Annotated in this window: 10 protein-coding genes and 1 pseudogene; 8 read left to right on the top strand and 3 right to left on the bottom strand. The window is 69.5% G+C overall.

Annotation, left to right across the window (positions count from 1 at the left end; translation table 11 throughout):
• Positions 1–4: 4 nt before the first annotated feature.
• A complete protein-coding gene (locus OHA64_RS19315; protein WP_405614624.1) occupies positions 5–1,399 on the bottom strand; it encodes a glycerophosphoryl diester phosphodiesterase membrane domain-containing protein in 1,395 nt (464 codons plus the stop codon).
• Positions 1,400–1,537: 138 nt separating this feature from the next.
• On the opposite strand from OHA64_RS19315, the gene mtnA reads away from it, so the two are divergent.
• The 7 genes and pseudogenes from mtnA to OHA64_RS19280 all read left to right on the top strand — a co-directional run bounded on the left by mtnA (position 1,538) and on the right by OHA64_RS19280 (position 10,737).
• The gene (gene mtnA, locus OHA64_RS19310; protein WP_405624022.1) at positions 1,538–2,683 is read left to right on the top strand and encodes an S-methyl-5-thioribose-1-phosphate isomerase; all 1,146 of its coding nucleotides are present in this window, start codon (positions 1,538–1,540) and stop codon (positions 2,681–2,683) included.
• Between the two features lie 15 nt (positions 2,684–2,698).
• Complete coding sequence (gene mtrA, locus OHA64_RS19305) at positions 2,699–3,376, top strand: two-component system response regulator MtrA (RefSeq protein ID WP_405614622.1); 678 nt, start codon at positions 2,699–2,701, stop codon at positions 3,374–3,376.
• Position 3,377: 1 nt separating this feature from the next.
• Complete coding sequence (gene mtrB, locus OHA64_RS19300; RefSeq protein ID WP_405614620.1) at positions 3,378–5,531, top strand: MtrAB system histidine kinase MtrB; 2,154 nt, start codon at positions 3,378–3,380, stop codon at positions 5,529–5,531.
• A gap of 37 nt (positions 5,532–5,568) precedes the next feature.
• The gene (locus OHA64_RS19295; protein ID WP_405614618.1) at positions 5,569–7,359 is read left to right on the top strand and encodes an LpqB family beta-propeller domain-containing protein; all 1,791 of its coding nucleotides are present in this window, start codon (positions 5,569–5,571) and stop codon (positions 7,357–7,359) included.
• A gap of 208 nt (positions 7,360–7,567) precedes the next feature.
• Positions 7,568–8,201: pseudogene (locus OHA64_RS19290) on the top strand (ComF family protein); the annotation flags it as partial.
• An 898-nt stretch (positions 8,202–9,099) separates the two neighbouring features.
• Positions 9,100–9,792: a ribosome hibernation-promoting factor, HPF/YfiA family gene (hpf, locus tag OHA64_RS19285; protein WP_405614616.1), complete on the top strand. Its 693-nt coding sequence runs from the start codon at positions 9,100–9,102 to the stop codon at positions 9,790–9,792.
• A 204-nt stretch (positions 9,793–9,996) separates the two neighbouring features.
• Positions 9,997–10,737: a response regulator gene (locus OHA64_RS19280; protein ID WP_405614614.1), complete on the top strand. Its 741-nt coding sequence runs from the start codon at positions 9,997–9,999 to the stop codon at positions 10,735–10,737.
• Positions 10,738–10,828: 91 nt separating this feature from the next.
• On the opposite strand, the gene OHA64_RS19275 is transcribed toward OHA64_RS19280, so the two are convergent.
• Both OHA64_RS19275 and OHA64_RS19270 read right to left on the bottom strand, forming a co-directional pair.
• Entirely contained in the window at positions 10,829–12,001 is a 1,173-nt protein-coding gene (locus OHA64_RS19275) for a winged helix-turn-helix domain-containing protein (RefSeq protein WP_405614612.1), read from the bottom strand.
• 344 nt (positions 12,002–12,345) lie between these two features.
• On the bottom strand, positions 12,346–12,927 hold the full coding sequence (locus OHA64_RS19270; RefSeq protein ID WP_405614610.1) for a GNAT family N-acetyltransferase: 582 nt from the start codon (positions 12,925–12,927) through the stop codon (positions 12,346–12,348).
• Between the two features lie 280 nt (positions 12,928–13,207).
• On the opposite strand from OHA64_RS19270, the gene secA reads away from it, so the two are divergent.
• On the top strand, positions 13,208–16,048 hold the full coding sequence (gene secA, locus OHA64_RS19265) for a preprotein translocase subunit SecA (RefSeq protein WP_405614607.1): 2,841 nt from the start codon (positions 13,208–13,210) through the stop codon (positions 16,046–16,048).
• Positions 16,049–16,084 lie beyond the last annotated feature (36 nt).

Raw genomic sequence — 16,084 nt, 5'->3', positions numbered from 1 at the left:
CGCATCAGCTCCCGGGGGTGGGGCCGTAGCCCTGGACGCCGGCGGCGCGGGCCAGGTCGAGATCGAGGGCCTCGCGGCGGATGCGCTGGTCGACGTAGAGGAGCACGGCGACGCCTGCCGTGATCGGGAACGTGATCATGGAGCCGATCACCGAGCCGATGCCGCTGATGATGAGGAAGGTCCAGCCGAGGTCGCCGGTGCCGTTGAGGAAGCCGCCGACGCCGTCGCCGCTGGATGCGGCGGCGAGGAAGGTGAAGGGGATGACCACGATCGCCGCGACAATGTTCGCGATGATCGTCGCGAGCAGCTGGATGCCGAAGATCCGCCACCAGGAGCCGCGGACCAGCTTCGCCGAGCGGCTCATCGACTTGGTGATGCTCTGCTTCTCCAGCATCAGCGCGGGGGATGCCAGCGAGAAGCGGATCCCCAGCCACAGGGCGACGACGGCGGCGCCCAAGCTGCCGAGGACGGCGAGCGCGACGCCTCCGGTGGTCTGGCCCGAGACGGCCAGGAGGATGCCGGGCAGCGCGCCGACGACAACGACGCCGACGGTGATGAGCAGCAGCAGGAGGATCAGGCCGAGGAGCTTCACCACCTGCGGGCGGGCGTCACGCCAGGCCTCGCCGGTGGTGACCGACTTGCCGAGCACCGCACGGCTGGTGACGGTTGTGAGCAGCGCGGTCGCGGCGACTGTGCCGACCAGCGAGATCACAAAGACGACGGAGGAGCTGAGCATGGCGTCGCCCATGGCGCGGGTCAGTTCGTCGAGCGTGGCGCTCGGGTCGTTGAGGGCCTCGCTGCCGGCGGTGTCGTTCAGGACCAGGCCCTGAAGCAGGATGACGATGATCTCCGTGAGGACGGCGACGGTCAGGGAGATGCCCAGGACTGTGCGCCAGTGGGCGCGCATGGTGGAGACCGCGCCGTCGAGGATCTCGCCGACGCCGAGCGGGCGCAGGGGGATGACGCCGGGCTTGGCCGCGGGCGGAGGGCCGCCCCAGCCGCCGTACCCGGGGTATCCGCCAGGAGGACCGTAGCCGCCTCCCCAGCCGCCGGGTCCGGGTTGCCCGCCGGGCGGCCCGTAGCCTCCGGGGCCGCCGTAGCCTCCGGGGCCGACCGGGGGCGGGGTGCCCCAGCCGCCCGGGCCCGGCGGTGGGGGCGGCGGGGTCTGGCCCGGGGCGGTGGGACCGGTGGGCGCGGACCACTGACCGGGTGGCGGCTGCTCCTTGGACCACTGCGAGCTCGGGCCTTGGGGATCCGGTCCCGGCGGCTCCGCTCCTGGCTGTTCCGCGGGGGTCGCGGTGCCGGGGCGGTCGGCGGGCTCGGCGGGACCGGACGCACCGGGCTGCTGCCCGTCGGACGGGGCGGATCCGGGCGAGGCCCAGCCCGGAGTGTCGTTCATCGTCGCTCCTTCACGGTGCCCGTCCGCGGGCGCGGCGGCAGTGGCAGCCATCGTGCCATGGGGTGGTCACCCAGTGACCAGCCGCGGTATGGGCTGCACACCTTCAATTGTCCGCCGGATAAGGGGCAGACTGACCGCATGGCTGATCAGTACGCGCAAAGCGGCGAGGACAACAGGCCGACCGATATTCCGGCGATCCGCTGGGAAGAGCCACCCGAAGGCCCCGTACTGGTGCTTCTGGACCAGACGAGGCTGCCGGCCGAGGAGGTCGAACTCGTCTGTACGGACGCGTCCGTGCTGGTGGAGGCGATCCGTTCGCTCGCCGTGCGCGGGGCACCACTGCTCGGTATCGCGGGAGCGTACGGCGTCGCGCTCGCCGCGGTGCGTGGATTCGACGTGGACGACGCCGCTGCAGCGCTGGCGGGCGCGCGTCCCACCGCGGTGAATCTGGCCCTCGGAGTGCGCAGGGCGCATTCCGCGTACCGTGCCGAGCTCGGCACGGGCGGTGACGATCGGCAGGCCGCGGAGGCCGCGCTGGCCGCCGCGCGCAGGCTGCACCAGGAAGACGCCCAGGCCAGCGCCCAAATGGCCGAGCGGGGTCTGGCGCTGCTGGACGAGCTGCTGCCCGGCGGGAGCCACCGGATCCTGACCCACTGCAACTCCGGGGCACTGGTGTCGGGTGGCGAGGGAACGGCGTTCGCGGTGGCGCTGGCGGCGCATCGGGCAGGGAGCCTCCGACGCCTGTGGGTGGACGAAACGCGTCCGTTGCTGCAAGGTGCTCGCCTGACGGCGTACGAGGCGGCTCGCAGCGGTATGGCGTACACATTGCTGACCGACAATGCGGCGGGCTCGCTTTTCGCGGCCGGAGAGGTGGACGCGGTGCTCATCGGCGCGGACCGCATCGCGGCCGACGGTTCGGTGGCGAACAAGGTGGGGAGCTATCCGCTCGCGGTGCTCGCGCGGTACCACCATGTGCCGTTCATCGTGGTGGCGCCGTTGACGACGGTGGATCCGGACACGCCGGACGGGGCGTCCATCGAGGTCGAACAACGCCCCGGTCATGAGGTGACAGAGCTCACAGCACCCCAGGTGCCGGGGGCGGCTGAAGCGGGAGGCGGGATTCCGGTGGCACCCCTGGGGACCCAGGCGTACAACCCGGCGTTCGATGTGACACCGCCCGAACTGGTGACGGCGATCGTCACCGAAGAGGGCGCCGTTTCGCCCGTGACAGCTGAGGCGCTTGCCGAGCTGTGTGCCAGGTCACGCCAGGTAACGATTAGCTAATGGGATGATGTCGTTATGAAGGGACGAGTCCTTGTCGTCGACGACGACACCGCACTGGCCGAGATGCTCGGCATTGTGCTGCGTGGTGAAGGTTTTGAACCGTCTTTTGTAGCTGACGGCGACAAGGCGCTGGCCGCTTTCCGTGAGTCCAAGCCCGACCTCGTGCTGCTCGATCTGATGCTGCCGGGCCGGGACGGTATCGAGGTGTGCCGCCTGATCAGGGCGGAGTCCGGGGTGCCGATCGTGATGCTCACGGCCAAGAGCGACACCGTCGATGTCGTCGTGGGCCTGGAGTCGGGGGCCGACGACTACATCGTGAAGCCGTTCAAGCCGAAGGAGCTGGTGGCCCGGATCCGGGCGCGGCTGCGGAGGTCCGAGGAGCCGACTCCCGAACAGCTCGCCATAGGCGATCTGGTCATCGACGTGGCAGGTCACTCCGTGAAGCGGGACGGGCAGTCGATCGCGCTGACGCCGCTGGAGTTCGATCTGCTGGTCGCGCTGGCCCGCAAGCCCTGGCAGGTGTTCACGCGTGAGGTGCTGCTGGAGCAGGTGTGGGGCTACCGGCACGCGGCGGACACACGGCTGGTCAACGTGCATGTGCAGCGGTTGCGCTCCAAGGTCGAGAAGGACCCGGAGCGGCCGGAGATCGTGGTGACCGTCCGGGGTGTGGGATACAAGGCAGGACCGAGCTGACATGTCCGAAGACAGTGCCGCTTCGTCGCCCGGGCGGACCGGGGCTCGCGCGGGGCGGTCTGTCGGCCGGAAGACGGGAGGCTCCCGTTGGGGGCGCCTCCTCGAGAGCGGGCTGCTGCAGGGTGGCGTACAGGGCAGCCCGGTACTGCGGCTGTTCATGCGCTGGATACGCCGGCCGCTGCTGCCTGTCATGCGGCTGTGGCGGCGCAACATCCAGCTCAAGGTCGTGGTCACCACCCTGCTGATGTCGATGGGTGTGGTTCTGCTGCTCGGTTTCGTCGTCATCGGACAGGTGCGCAACGGACTGCTGGACGCCAAGGTGAAGGCGTCGCAGAGCCAGGCCACCGGCGGGTTCGCGGTGGCCAAGCAGAAGTCCGACGAGGCGGGGGCCGGGACCGGCGACGACGCCGCCCCGGTGGACGACCGGGCCGAGCAGAACGTCATCCAGTGGATGAGCGACCTGGTGGAGTCGCTCTCCAGCGGCGGTCAGAGCGCCTTCGACGTGGTGACGCTTCCCGCGGGCGGCGACACCGGTGGCGGGCGCGGTCCCCGTGCCTCCGGTGACGTCGATCCGTCGGCCAGTGTGCCCGAGGGCCTGCGCGAGCAGGTCGACGACAACACGGCTGCGGCCCAGAGCTACACACGCATCGTCTACAGCTCCACCAAGGAGTCCCAGCCGGCCCTGGTGATCGGCAAGCAGGTCAACGATCCGAACGGCGATCCGTACCAGCTGTACTACCTCTTCCCGCTCACCCAGGAGGAGAAGTCGCTGAGCCTGGTCAAGGGGACTCTTGCGACGGCCGGTCTCTTCGTCGTCGTACTTCTCGGGGCCATCGCGTGGCTGGTGGTGCGTCAGGTCGTCACGCCGGTGCGGATGGCGGCCGGGATCGCGGAGCGGCTGTCCGCCGGGCGGCTGCAGGAGCGGATGAAGGTCACCGGCGAGGACGACATCGCGCGGCTCGGTGAGGCCTTCAACAAGATGGCGCAGAACCTTCAGCTGAAGATCCAGCAGCTGGAGGACCTCTCGCGGATGCAGCGGCGGTTCGTGTCGGACGTGTCGCACGAGCTGCGGACTCCGCTGACGACGGTCCGGATGGCGGCCGACGTCATTCATGAGGCGCGTGAGGACTTCGACCCCGTGACCGCGCGGTCGGCGGAACTGCTCGCCGACCAGCTGGACCGGTTCGAGTCGCTGCTCGCGGACCTCTTGGAGATCAGCCGCTTCGACGCGGGAGCGGCGGCGCTGGAGGCCGAGCCGATCGACCTGAGGGATGTCGTGCGGCGGGTCCTCAGCGGGGCCGAGCCGCTCGCCGAGCGCAAGGGGACGACGATACGGGTGGTCGGCGACCAGCAGCCCGTGGTCGCGGAAGTCGACACCCGGCGGGTCGAGCGGGTGTTGCGCAACCTCGTCGTCAACGCCGTGGAACACGGCGAGGGCAAGGACGTCGTGGTCAAGCTCGCCGCCGCGGGCGGGGCGGTGGCGGTCGCGGTGCGCGACTACGGCGTAGGACTCAAGCCCGGTGAGGCGACGCGTGTCTTCAGCCGCTTCTGGCGGGCCGACCCGGCACGCGCTCGTACCACCGGCGGTACGGGCCTTGGGCTGTCCATCGCCCTGGAGGACGCGCGGTTGCACGGCGGCTGGCTGCAGGCATGGGGCGAGCCGGGCGGTGGCTCGCAGTTCCGGTTGACGCTGCCACGCACCGCGGACGAGCCGCTGCGGGGTTCTCCGATACCGCTTGAGCCCAAGGACTCGCGCCGCAATCGAGGGCTCGACGACGCCGGGCTGCCGCGCGGTGGCGGAGAGAAGACGGCGACCGTGCCCGCGCAGCCGACAGAGGGCAGGGGGCCGTCACGGGGCCCGATCGCGCCCCGCCCGGTGTCCCTGGCACCCACGGCCGACCCGACGGCGTTGCCCGGCAACGGCGCGCGTGTGGTGCCCCGGCCGGCATCGAGCGGGGGACGGCCGGACGAGATGCCCACCGGGGCCGAGGATGGGGCTGGGCCGCGGGGCAGTGCCGCGAGCGGGCCGGACGGCGGGCCGGAGGACGAATCGACGGGTTCTTCCGGGGGCGCGTCGGCTGGATCGGCGGCGGTTTCGTCGGGCAGGGCGTCAACGGATCCGTACGAACAAGGGGAGGCGTTTCGTGGGCGTTGAGCGCGAGGGGGGCGCCCGGCGCGGAGCGGGGCGCGCGATGGCGTACGCAGCCTGTGGTGTCGTGCTGCTGGCCGGGTGCGCCTCGATGCCCGACAGCGGGGATCTGCGCGGCGTCGAGTCGACGCCGCGCCAGGACACGCAGGTGCGGGTCTTCGCCATGCCGCCCCAGGAGGATGCGAAGCCCCCGACGATCGTGCAGGGCTTCCTGGAGGCGCTGACCAGCGACGATCCGCACTATGAGACGGCCCGCAAGTATCTGACCGCCGGGGCGGCGAAGACATGGCGGCCGGAGCGGGCCACCACGGTGCTCGCGGAGGGGCCGGGCATCGTCGTCGAGCCTGCGGGCGCTCGGCCGGAGTCCGACGACCTCCTGTTCACGCTGACCGGCAGCAAGGTCGCCGCGGTGGACGCCCAGGGGGCGTACGCGCCCGCCGACGGGAACTACCGCCAGTCGGTGCACCTCGTCAAGGACCAGAAGACCGACCAGTGGCGCATCGACGGGCTGCCGCAGGGCGTCGTCATGGGTAAGTCGGACTTCCAGCGCAACTACATGTCCGTCGACAAGTACTACTACGCCTCGAACACGACCTCCGAAACGCGCGCGCAGGCAGTGGCAGTCGCCGATCCCGTGTACGTACGTGAGCGTGTGGACGCCATGACGCAGATGGTGCGGTCCCTGCTCAGCGGGCCCACCAGCTGGCTGGGGCCGGTCGTCCGATCGAGTTTCCCCACCGGGACCCAGCTGCGAAAGGGCGTCACCGCGTTGACGCCGGACGACCAGAACAAGCTGACCGTGCCGCTGAACGACAAGGCCGCCCGGGTCGGTTCGACCGTGTGCGACTCCATGGCGGCCCAGATCCTGTTCACCCTGCAGAACCTCACGCCCGCGGTGGACGAGGTCGCCCTGGAGGCGCGCGGCAAGCAGCTCTGCTCACTCAACGAAGATCGGGACGACGCCGACGCCGTCGCGCTGCGCGGTTCGGTGCAGGACCCCGGGTACCTGTACTTCGTCGACGGCAAGCACCGGCTGGTGCGGATGGCGGCCGACGGCAGCGGAACGAAGCCCGATCCCGTCCTGGGAGCACTGGGCGAGGGCGACAAAGAATTCCAGTCGGTCGCGGTGTCGCGCGACGAGCACAGGGCGGCCGGCGTCGGCATCGACGGCAAGTCGCTGTACGTCGGGTCGATGACGTCGGGAGGGTCCCTCGGGAGCCCGGTGCTGACCAGTGCCGGTGCGACGGCCCACGACCGGCTGACCGCGCCCAGCTGGGACGGGGAGGGCGACCTGTGGGTGGCCGACCGTAATCCCCGTGACGCCCGGCTCCTGGTGCTGGAGAAGGGCGCGGGCGAGCCGCTCAAGGTGGAGACTCCGGGGCTGGACGGCCGTATCAAGGACATTCGAGTGGCCGCCGACGGCGTGCGGATCGCGCTCGTGGTGGAGAAGGGCGGCCGGCAGTCCCTGCTCATCGGCCGGATCGAGCGCGGTGAGAAGTCCGGCGGGCGGTCGCCCGTAGCGGTCCAGGAACTGCGTTCCGCGGCATCGGAGCTGGAGGAGGTCACGACCATCTCCTGGGCCGGTGACAGCCGGCTCGTGGTGGTCGGCCGCGAGCAGGAGGGTGTGCAGCAGATGCGGTACGTCCAGGTCGACGGCTCCACCCCGGAGGGGCCGCCGCCTGCGGCGCTGACCGGCGTGAAGGAGATCGCCGCGTCCGAGGACGACCAGTTGCCGTTGGTGGCGTACTCGGAGGACGGGATCGTGCGGCTGCCGTCCGGGGCGCAATGGCAGAAGGTGGACGCGGACGGGACGGCGCCGGTCTATCCGGGGTGAGTCGCGGAACGGTCGGTGAGGTGGGCGACCGGGTGGTGGGCGACAGGTGACATGAACGGCCGTTTTCGCCGGGGAGACTCCGGCGGGGGCGGCCGTTTTGCTGTGCGGGAGTGGCGGGGCTGGGGTGGCGAAGGCAGGGGCGGAGTTATCCACAGGCAGTTGTCCACAGGGGTGGCAGGGGCGGGTCGGCGTTGGCACAGTGGTGGGCATGCGGGGGTGGTGGCAGGACCTCACCGACCTGGTGCTGCCGGCCGAGTGCGGAGGTTGTGGAAGGCCTCGCACGGTGCTCTGTCCCGAGTGCCGTGCGGCCCTGAGTGGCGCCGTACCACGCCGGGTGCGACCGGTGCCGGAACCACCGGGTCTGCCGGTCGTGCACGCGGCGGCACGGTACGGGGACGAGGTGCGCGCGGTACTGCTGGCCCACAAGGAGCGGGGCGCGTTGGCACTCGCCGCGCCGCTCGGGGTGGCATTGGCCGGGGCGGTGCGGGCCGGGGCGGTGTGGGGAGAGGGGGCAGTGGTGCTTGTTCCGGTGCCGTCCGCGCGGAGGGCGGTTCGGGCGCGAGGGCATGATCCGGCGCGGCGGATCGCGCTCGCAGCGGCCCGTGACTTGCGGAGCAGCGGGACTCCGGCACGGGTGGCGGCCGTGCTGCGGCAGCGACGGGACGTGGCCGACCAGGCGGGGCTCAACTCCCGGCAGCGGATGGAGAACCTCGCGGGCGCGCTGGTGGTGGTTTCGGGCGGTGGTCGTCTGCTGTCCGGTGGCCCGGTGGTGCTCGTCGACGACCTGATGACGACCGGGGCGTCCTTGGCGGAGGCCGCGCGTGCGGTGCGGGCGGCGCTGGCGGAGGTGACGGCGGGGGCTGTGCAGGAGCCGGGGATGGCGGGCGTGACCGATGGGGTGACGGAGACCGAGGAGGTGGCAGATGCGGGGAGCGGTGTGGTGGCTTACGGCGGCTCTCGCAGTGGGCCTGGGAACGCCGTGTGTGGCGCCCTGGTGAGGGAGTGGGGAGCGGAGAGCTGCGGCAGCGCTGTGAGTGGGGGCGAGGAGGCCCTGTACGGCGGGTCGGGGAGCCTGTGGGGTGGACGGGCAGGTGTTACCCGCGGTGGCGTTGTGAGCGGGTGGGACGTGGGGTTGTGTGGCCTGGCTCGAGGCCGACCGGGCGGCCGGGTGACCGGTCGCGGGGTGGATGTGGGGGATCTGGCTGCCTGCCGGGCGGATGCGGCGGGGGAGTGCCGGGGGGTGGTCGCGCCGGTGTACGGGGCGGGAAGTCGGGAAAGCAGAGAGGAACGGATGACCCGGGTGATGGAGGAGGAGTCGGGGCGGGCGCCTGGCCGGCCGGGAACAGCGGGCGGCGGAGCTGCTCGTGACGTGATCTGCGCGGCTGTGGTCGCGGCCACGCCGGATGCCTTCGAAATCAACCGGAACTGACTGTGAACTTGCATCGTTGCAGGTAATGAGAGGACGAATTCACCTGAACGGAGGTACGCCGCAGTAGAGGGTGACGCCATCCGTCCCAGCGAGATATGTTCGGTTGTGAGGGAAAGGCGCAGGCCACACCTCTCATCTCCGAATGCCGTGCTATGGGATTTTCACCATCACCCGCGCCGGTGGAGTGGAGACCTTGTCCGCGGGGGAGGAGGTGGAAGTCACCGAGTCCGAGGTTCCGGGGCTCACCGGAGCCTGGTGCAAAAGGGAGATGCTCCGCAGCGAGGCGGAGCGTTCCGGGAACGGAGTTCTGCGTGGACATCGTCGTCAAGGGCCGCAAGACCGAGGTGCCCGAGAGGTTCCGCAAGCACGTGGCCGAGAAGCTGAAGCTGGAGAAGATCCAGAAGCTCGACGGCAAGGTGATCAGCCTCGACGTCGAGGTGTCCAAGGAGCCCAACCCCCGACAGGCCGACCGCTGTGACCGAGTGGAGATCACGCTCCGCTCCCGCGGACCGGTGATCAGGGCGGAAGCGGCAGCCAGCGACCCGTATGCGGCACTGGATCTGGCGGCGGAGAAGCTGGACGCCCGGCTGCGTAAGCAGCACGACAAGCGCCACACGCGCCGAGGATCACGTCGGCTCACGGCGGCCGAGGTCGCCGACCACGTTCCGGGCGCCGCGACGCTCAACGGAAACGGCCACCCCGTCCACGAGGAAGAGCCGGACGGAGTACCCACCAAGAAGATCGGCTCGCTGGAGATCAAGGGGGACGGCCCCCTCGTCGTCCGCGAAAAGACACACGTCGCCTCCCCGATGACCCTCGACCAGGCCCTTTACGAGATGGAGCTGGTCGGGCACGACTTCTATCTGTTCATCGACTCCGAGACCAAGGAGCCGAGTGTCGTCTACCGGCGGCACGCCTATGACTATGGCGTCATCCACCTCAGTACGGACCCGATGGTCACCCAGGCGCAGCCGACCACGGCAGGTGGCACGTTGGGCGGCTGATCATCCGGTTGACAGCTGAGCAGGTGCCCCTGGTGCGCGTGTGCGCCCCCAGGGGCACCGGCGTGCGACCACTTCACGCCCCGATCTGTCACCTCAGTGTCGTCCGGGCATGAAATCATGGTCGCACCGGCCCAACCGGCGGGTCGTTGCCTTGCGTTGGCGATGGCACAGGACCACAGGCCACAGCCTTCAGGGGGAGGAACGATGGCGGACAGCTTCGGACCGATGCAGGACGTCGGCGACGGCGCCGTCGGCATGAACCCGGACCCGGGTTCTCCACGCAAGGAGCCGATCCGTGTCCTGGTCGTGGACGACCACGCCCTCTTCCGCCGTGGCCTGGAGATCGTGCTCGCCGCCGAGGAGGACATCCAGGTCGTCGGCGAGGCCGGTGATGGCGCGGAGGCCGTGGACAAGGCCGCCGATCTGCTGCCGGACATCGTGCTGATGGACGTACGGATGCCCAAACGGGGCGGTATCGAGGCGTGCACCTCCATCAAGGAGGTCGCTCCGAGCGCGAAGATCATCATGCTGACGATCAGCGACGAGGAGGCCGACCTCTACGACGCGATCAAGGCGGGCGCCACCGGATATCTGCTCAAGGAGATCTCCACGGACGAAGTGGCCACCGCGATTCGCGCGGTGGCCGACGGGCAGTCGCAGATCAGTCCGTCCATGGCGTCGAAGCTGCTCACCGAGTTCAAGTCGATGATCCAGAGGACCGACGAGCGTCGGCTCGTGCCGGCGCCGCGGCTCACCGACCGTGAACTGGAAGTGCTCAAGCTCGTCGCGACGGGCATGAACAACCGGGACATCGCCAAGCAATTGTTCATCTCCGAGAACACCGTGAAGAACCACGTGCGCAACATCCTGGAGAAGTTGCAACTGCACTCCAGGATGGAGGCCGTCGTCTACGCGATGCGGGAGAAGATCCTCGAGATCCAGTAGTTCCGGTGTCGCAGGTGTCGTTGGTGTCTCCCGCGTCGTTGGTGTCTCTCGTGCTCTTCGGTGGCTCTCGTGTCCTTGGTGGGTCGGGCGGTCAGGTGAGGGCGCGGGCGAGTTCTCGGGTGAGGGGTTCGCGGAGGTCCGGGGCGTCCACCCGTTCCACGCGTACGTCCGAGCAGTCCACCCAGCTCGCCGCCTCGACCAGGGCCTGCGCGACCGCCGGGACGGCCTTCGGGCTGTTCAGGGTGACCTGCCGGGCGACCAGGGTGCGGCCCTCGCGGGCCGGGTCCACGCGGCCGACCAGTTGGCCGCCTGCGAGCACCGGCATCGCGAAGTAGCCGTACACCCGCTTCGGCTTGGGGACGTACGCCTCCAGGCGGTGGGTGAAGCCGAAGATGCGTTCCGTGCGGGCCCGTTCCCAGACGAGGGAGTCGAAGGGGGACAGGAGCGTGGTGCGGTGGCGGCCGCGCGGGGGTGTCTCCAGGGCCGCGGGGTCCGCCCAGGCCTGCTTGCCCCAGCCCTCGACCGTGACCGGGACCAGGCCCGAGTCGGCGATCACCGCGTCGACCTGCTCGCCCTTGAGGCGGTGGTAGTCGGCGATGTCGGCGCGGGTGCCCACTCCCAGGGACTGGCCGGCCAGCCGGACCAGGCGGCGCAGGCACTCTCCGTCGTCCAGGTCGTCGTGCAACAGGGTTTCGGGTACGGCGCGTTCGGCGAGGTCGTACACGCGCTTCCAGCCGCGGCGTTCGACGCAGACCACCTCGCCGTACATGAGGGCGCGCTCGACGGCCACCTTTGCGCCGGACCAGTCCCACCACTCGCTGGTCCTTTTGGCGCCGCCCAATTCTGTGGCCGTGAGGGGGCCTTCGGCGCGGAGTTGCTTGATGACCTGGTCGTAGGCGCCGTCGGGGAGGTCGTGGTTCCAATGTGGGCGGTTGCGGTAGGAGCGTCGGCGGAAGGCGAAGTGGGGCCACTCCTCGATGGGGAGGATGCAGGCGGCGTGGGACCAGTACTCGAAGGCGTGGGTGTCCTTCCAGTAGGCGTTCTCGATGGTCTTGCGGCCTACGGTTCCCAGGCGGGCGTACGGGATGAGTTCGTGGGAGCGGGCGAGGACCGAGATGGTGTCGAGTTGGACCGCGCCGAGGTGACGGAGTACGCCTCGCACGCCCGACTTGCGGTCGGGGGCGCCGAGGAAGCCTTGGGCTCTCAGAGCGAGGCGGCGTGCCTCGTCTGCGGAGAGGGGGGTGGTGGGGCGCGGGGTCGTCATGGGTTCGCACGATAGGGGGCGGGACTGACAGTGGGGGGTGAGCTGGGGGTTTGTGGGGTGGGGGTCGAGTGCGGTTTGTGGGGGCGGGTTGTTTCGCCCACGCCGCCCTTACCCGTCCCATCCCCAGGGGCTCCGCCCCTGCACCCCCGCGTCCCCCGCTCAGTTCCCCCGGGGACCTGGCGAGACTGTGACCCACACCCCTGGGGGCTGTTCCCCCGAGCCCTCGGGCGCAGGGTGTCGTTTTCCGGGCCCGGCCGGGGCCTCGGCCCAGGCATCCCAGGGGTTCCGTCACCGGGAACCGGCGAGGTGTCGTGTTCCGGTCGGGGTTGCTTGGGGGGTGGGGCTCAGGTGGTGGGTGGGGGTGCTGGGGTGTAGGGGGCTGTGGACGGTAGGGACAGGTCTGAGGGGAGTAGGGAGGCTAGCCAGCAGTCTCGGCGTACGCCCTTGTTGATGATGGCGGAGCGGAGGGTGCCCTCGATGGTGAAGCCTGCCCGTTCTGCCACCGCGCGGGAGGGATGGTTGCCTACTTCCGCGCGCCATTCCAGGCGGTCGACGCCGGCTCGGTCGAAGGCCCAGTGGGAGGCGCTGCGGGTGGCCTCCGTCAGATAGCCGTTGCCTCGGTGCTCCTTGGTGCCCCAGTAGCCGATCTCGGCCGTGCCGGGGGAGCGCATGGTGATGCTGAGCATGCCCACGAGGTCCTCGCCCTCGGGGAGGAAGACACCCCACGTGTACATCGTGTCGCAGGCCCAGCCCTCGGGTGCCACCTCCTGCGTGAAGCTCCGGGCGTGCTCGCGGCGGTAGGGCGTGGGGATCGTGGTCCAGCGCTGGATGTCGGGGTCCTGGGCGGCCGCGTACACGGAGTCGGTGTGCCGCGCGTCGACCGTGCGCAGGACGAGGCGGTCCGTGGTGAGTGTGACGGGGTCCATCGGGCGATTCTGCTCAGGATGCGGGCCGAGGCGCCATCTTTTAGCCGCACGTGAGCGAGTGATCACAATTCGTGCAATTCGTCGGCGGGACGCGGCACCATCCGTGGGGCCCGGCCGTTGTGCCCTTTGAAGAAGATTTGAAGCAGGCACGCGAACAGTGGACGGTCGTGGTCCCGGCAGGCCTCCCGGCGCGGTGGGGTCCTCGCATACGATGGCCGTTGCTCAGTAGTCCAATGGAAACCGACCGTCCCAGGCCCGACCGGCAAGGAGACCAACCCCCGTGTCCGTCCTCTCAAAGATCATGCGTGCAGGCGAAGGTAAAATCCTGCGCAAGCTGCACCGCATCGCGGACCAGGTCAGCTCCATCGAAGAGGACTTCGTCGACCTCTCCGACGCCGAGCTGCGGGCCCTCACCGATGAGTACAAGCAGCGGTACGCCGAGGGCGAGAGTCTGGACGACCTGCTTCCCGAGGCCTTCGCGACCGTGCGTGAGGCTGCCAAGCGCGTGCTCGGCCAGCGTCACTACGACGTTCAGATGATGGGCGGTGCGGCCCTCCACCTCGGCTATGTCGCCGAGATGAAGACCGGTGAGGGCAAGACCCTCGTCGGCACGCTGCCCGCGTATCTGAACGCCCTCGCCGGCAAGGGCGTTCACCTCATCACGGTCAACGACTACCTGGCCGAGCGCGACTCCGAAATGATGGGACGCGTCCACAAGTTCCTGGGCCTGAACGTCGGCTGCATCCTGGCCAACATGACCCCGGCCCAGCGCCGTGAGCAGTACGCGTGCGACATCACCTACGGCACGAACAACGAGTTCGGCTTCGACTACCTGCGCGACAACATGGCCTGGTCCCAGGACGAACTCGTCCAGCGCGGCCACAACTACGCCATCGTCGACGAGGTCGACTCGATCCTCGTCGACGAGGCCCGTACGCCGCTGATCATCTCCGGCCCGGCCGACCAGGCCACCAAGTGGTACGGCGACTTCGCCAAGCTGGTCACGCGCCTCAAGCGCGGCGAGGCGGGCAACCCGCTCAAGGGCATCGAGGAGACCGGCGACTACGAGGTCGACGAGAAGAAGCGCACGGTCGCCATCCACGAGCCCGGTGTCGCCAAGGTCGAGGACTGGCTGGGCATCGACAACCTCTACGAGTCGGTGAACACCCCCCTGGTGGGCTACCTGAACAACGCCATCAAGGCCAAGGAGCTCTTCAAGGCGGACAAGGACTACGTCGTCATCGACGGCGAGGTCATGATCGTCGACGAGCACACCGGCCGTATCCTCGCCGGCCGCCGCTACAACGAGGGCATGCACCAGGCGATCGAGGCGAAGGAAGGGGTGGACATCAAGGACGAGAACCAGACGCTCGCCACCATCACCCTGCAGAACTTCTTCCGCCTCTACAAGCGCCACGACCAGAACGGCAAGGAACTGCCGGGCCTCTCCGGCATGACCGGTACGGCGATGACCGAGGCCGCCGAGTTCCACCAGATCTACAAGCTCGGCGTCGTCCCGATCCCGACCAACCGCCCGATGGTCCGCAAGGACCAGTCCGACCTGATCTACCGCACCGAGGTGGCGAAGTTCGAGGCGGTCGTCGACGACATCGTCGAGAAGCACGAGAAGGGCCAGCCGATCCTCGTCGGTACGACGTCGGTCGAGAAGTCCGAGTACCTCTCGCAGCAGCTCTCCAAGCGCGGCATCCAGCACGAAGTGCTGAACGCGAAGCAGCACGACCGTGAGGCCCCGATCATCGCCCAGGCCGGCCGCAAGGGCGCCGTGACGGTCGCCACGAACATGGCCGGCCGTGGTACGGACATCAAGCTCGGCGGCAACCCCGACGACCTCGCCGAGGCGGAGCTGCGCCAGCGCGGCCTCGACCCCGAGGAGCACATCGAGGAGTGGGCCGCGGCCCTGCCCACCGCTCTGGAGAAGGCCGAACAGGCCGTCAAGGCGGAGTTCGAGGAGGTCAAGGACCTCGGCGGGCTCTATGTCCTCGGCACCGAACGCCACGAGTCGCGTCGTATCGACAACCAGCTGCGCGGTCGTTCCGGCCGTCAGGGCGACCCCGGTGAGTCGCGCTTCTACCTGTCCCTCGGCGACGACCTGATGCGCCTGTTCAAGGCCCAGATGGTCGAGCGCGTGATGTCGATGGCGAACGTCCCGGACGACGTGCCGATCGAGAACAAGATGGTCACGCGCGCGATCGCGTCCGCCCAGTCGCAGGTCGAGCAGCAGAACTTCGAGACCCGTAAGAACGTCCTGAAGTACGACGAGGTCCTCAACCGGCAGCGCGAGGTCATCTACGGCGAGCGGCGCCGCGTCCTGGAGGGCGAGGACCTGCACGAGCAGGTGCAGCACTTCATGAACGACACCATCGACGCGTACATCTCCGCGGAGACCGCCGAGGGCTTCCCCGAGGACTGGGACCTCGACCGGCTGTGGGGCGCGTTCAAGCAGCTCTACCCGGTGAAGGTCACCGTCGAGGAGTTGGAGGAGGCAGCCGGCGACCGGGCCGGACTGACCGCCGAGTACATCTCCGAGTCCATCAAGGACGACATCCACGAGCAGTACGAGGGGCGCGAGAAGCAGCTCGGCTCCGAGATCATGCGTGAGCTGGAGCGCCGGGTCGTGCTGTCGGTCCTGGACCGCAAGTGGCGCGAGCACCTCTACGAGATGGACTACCTCCAGGAGGGCATCGGCCTGCGGGCGATGGCGCAGAAGGACCCGCTGGTCGAGTACCAGCGTGAGGGCTTCGACATGTTCACCGCCATGATGGAGGGCATCAAGGAGGAGTCCGTCGGCTACCTGTTCAACCTGGAGGTCCAGGTCGAGCAGCAGGTCGAGGAGGTCCCGGTCGAGGACGAGAAGCCGTCCCTCGAGAAGCAGGACGCGGTTCCGGCGCAGGCGGGCGGGCGTCCCGAGATCCGCGCCAAGGGGCTCGACGTCCCGCAGCGCCGGGAGCTGCACTTCTCCGCGCCCACCGTGGACGGGGAGGGTGGCGTCATCGAGGGTGACTTCGCCGACGACGAGGAGCCGGTGCGTTCCGAGGCCGACGGCCTCACCCGCGCGGAGCGGCGCAAGCAGTCCCGTGGCGGGCGACGCCGCAAGAAGTGACATTGCAGGAAGCGACGGTGCGGGAAGCGACCATGC

Origin of the sequence: Streptomyces sp. NBC_00076, from assembly GCF_045041235.1 — a bacterium.
In the GTDB taxonomy this organism is placed as follows: Bacteria; Actinomycetota; Actinomycetes; order Streptomycetales; family Streptomycetaceae; genus Streptomyces.
This window is presented reverse-complemented; position numbering and strand designations above follow the sequence as displayed.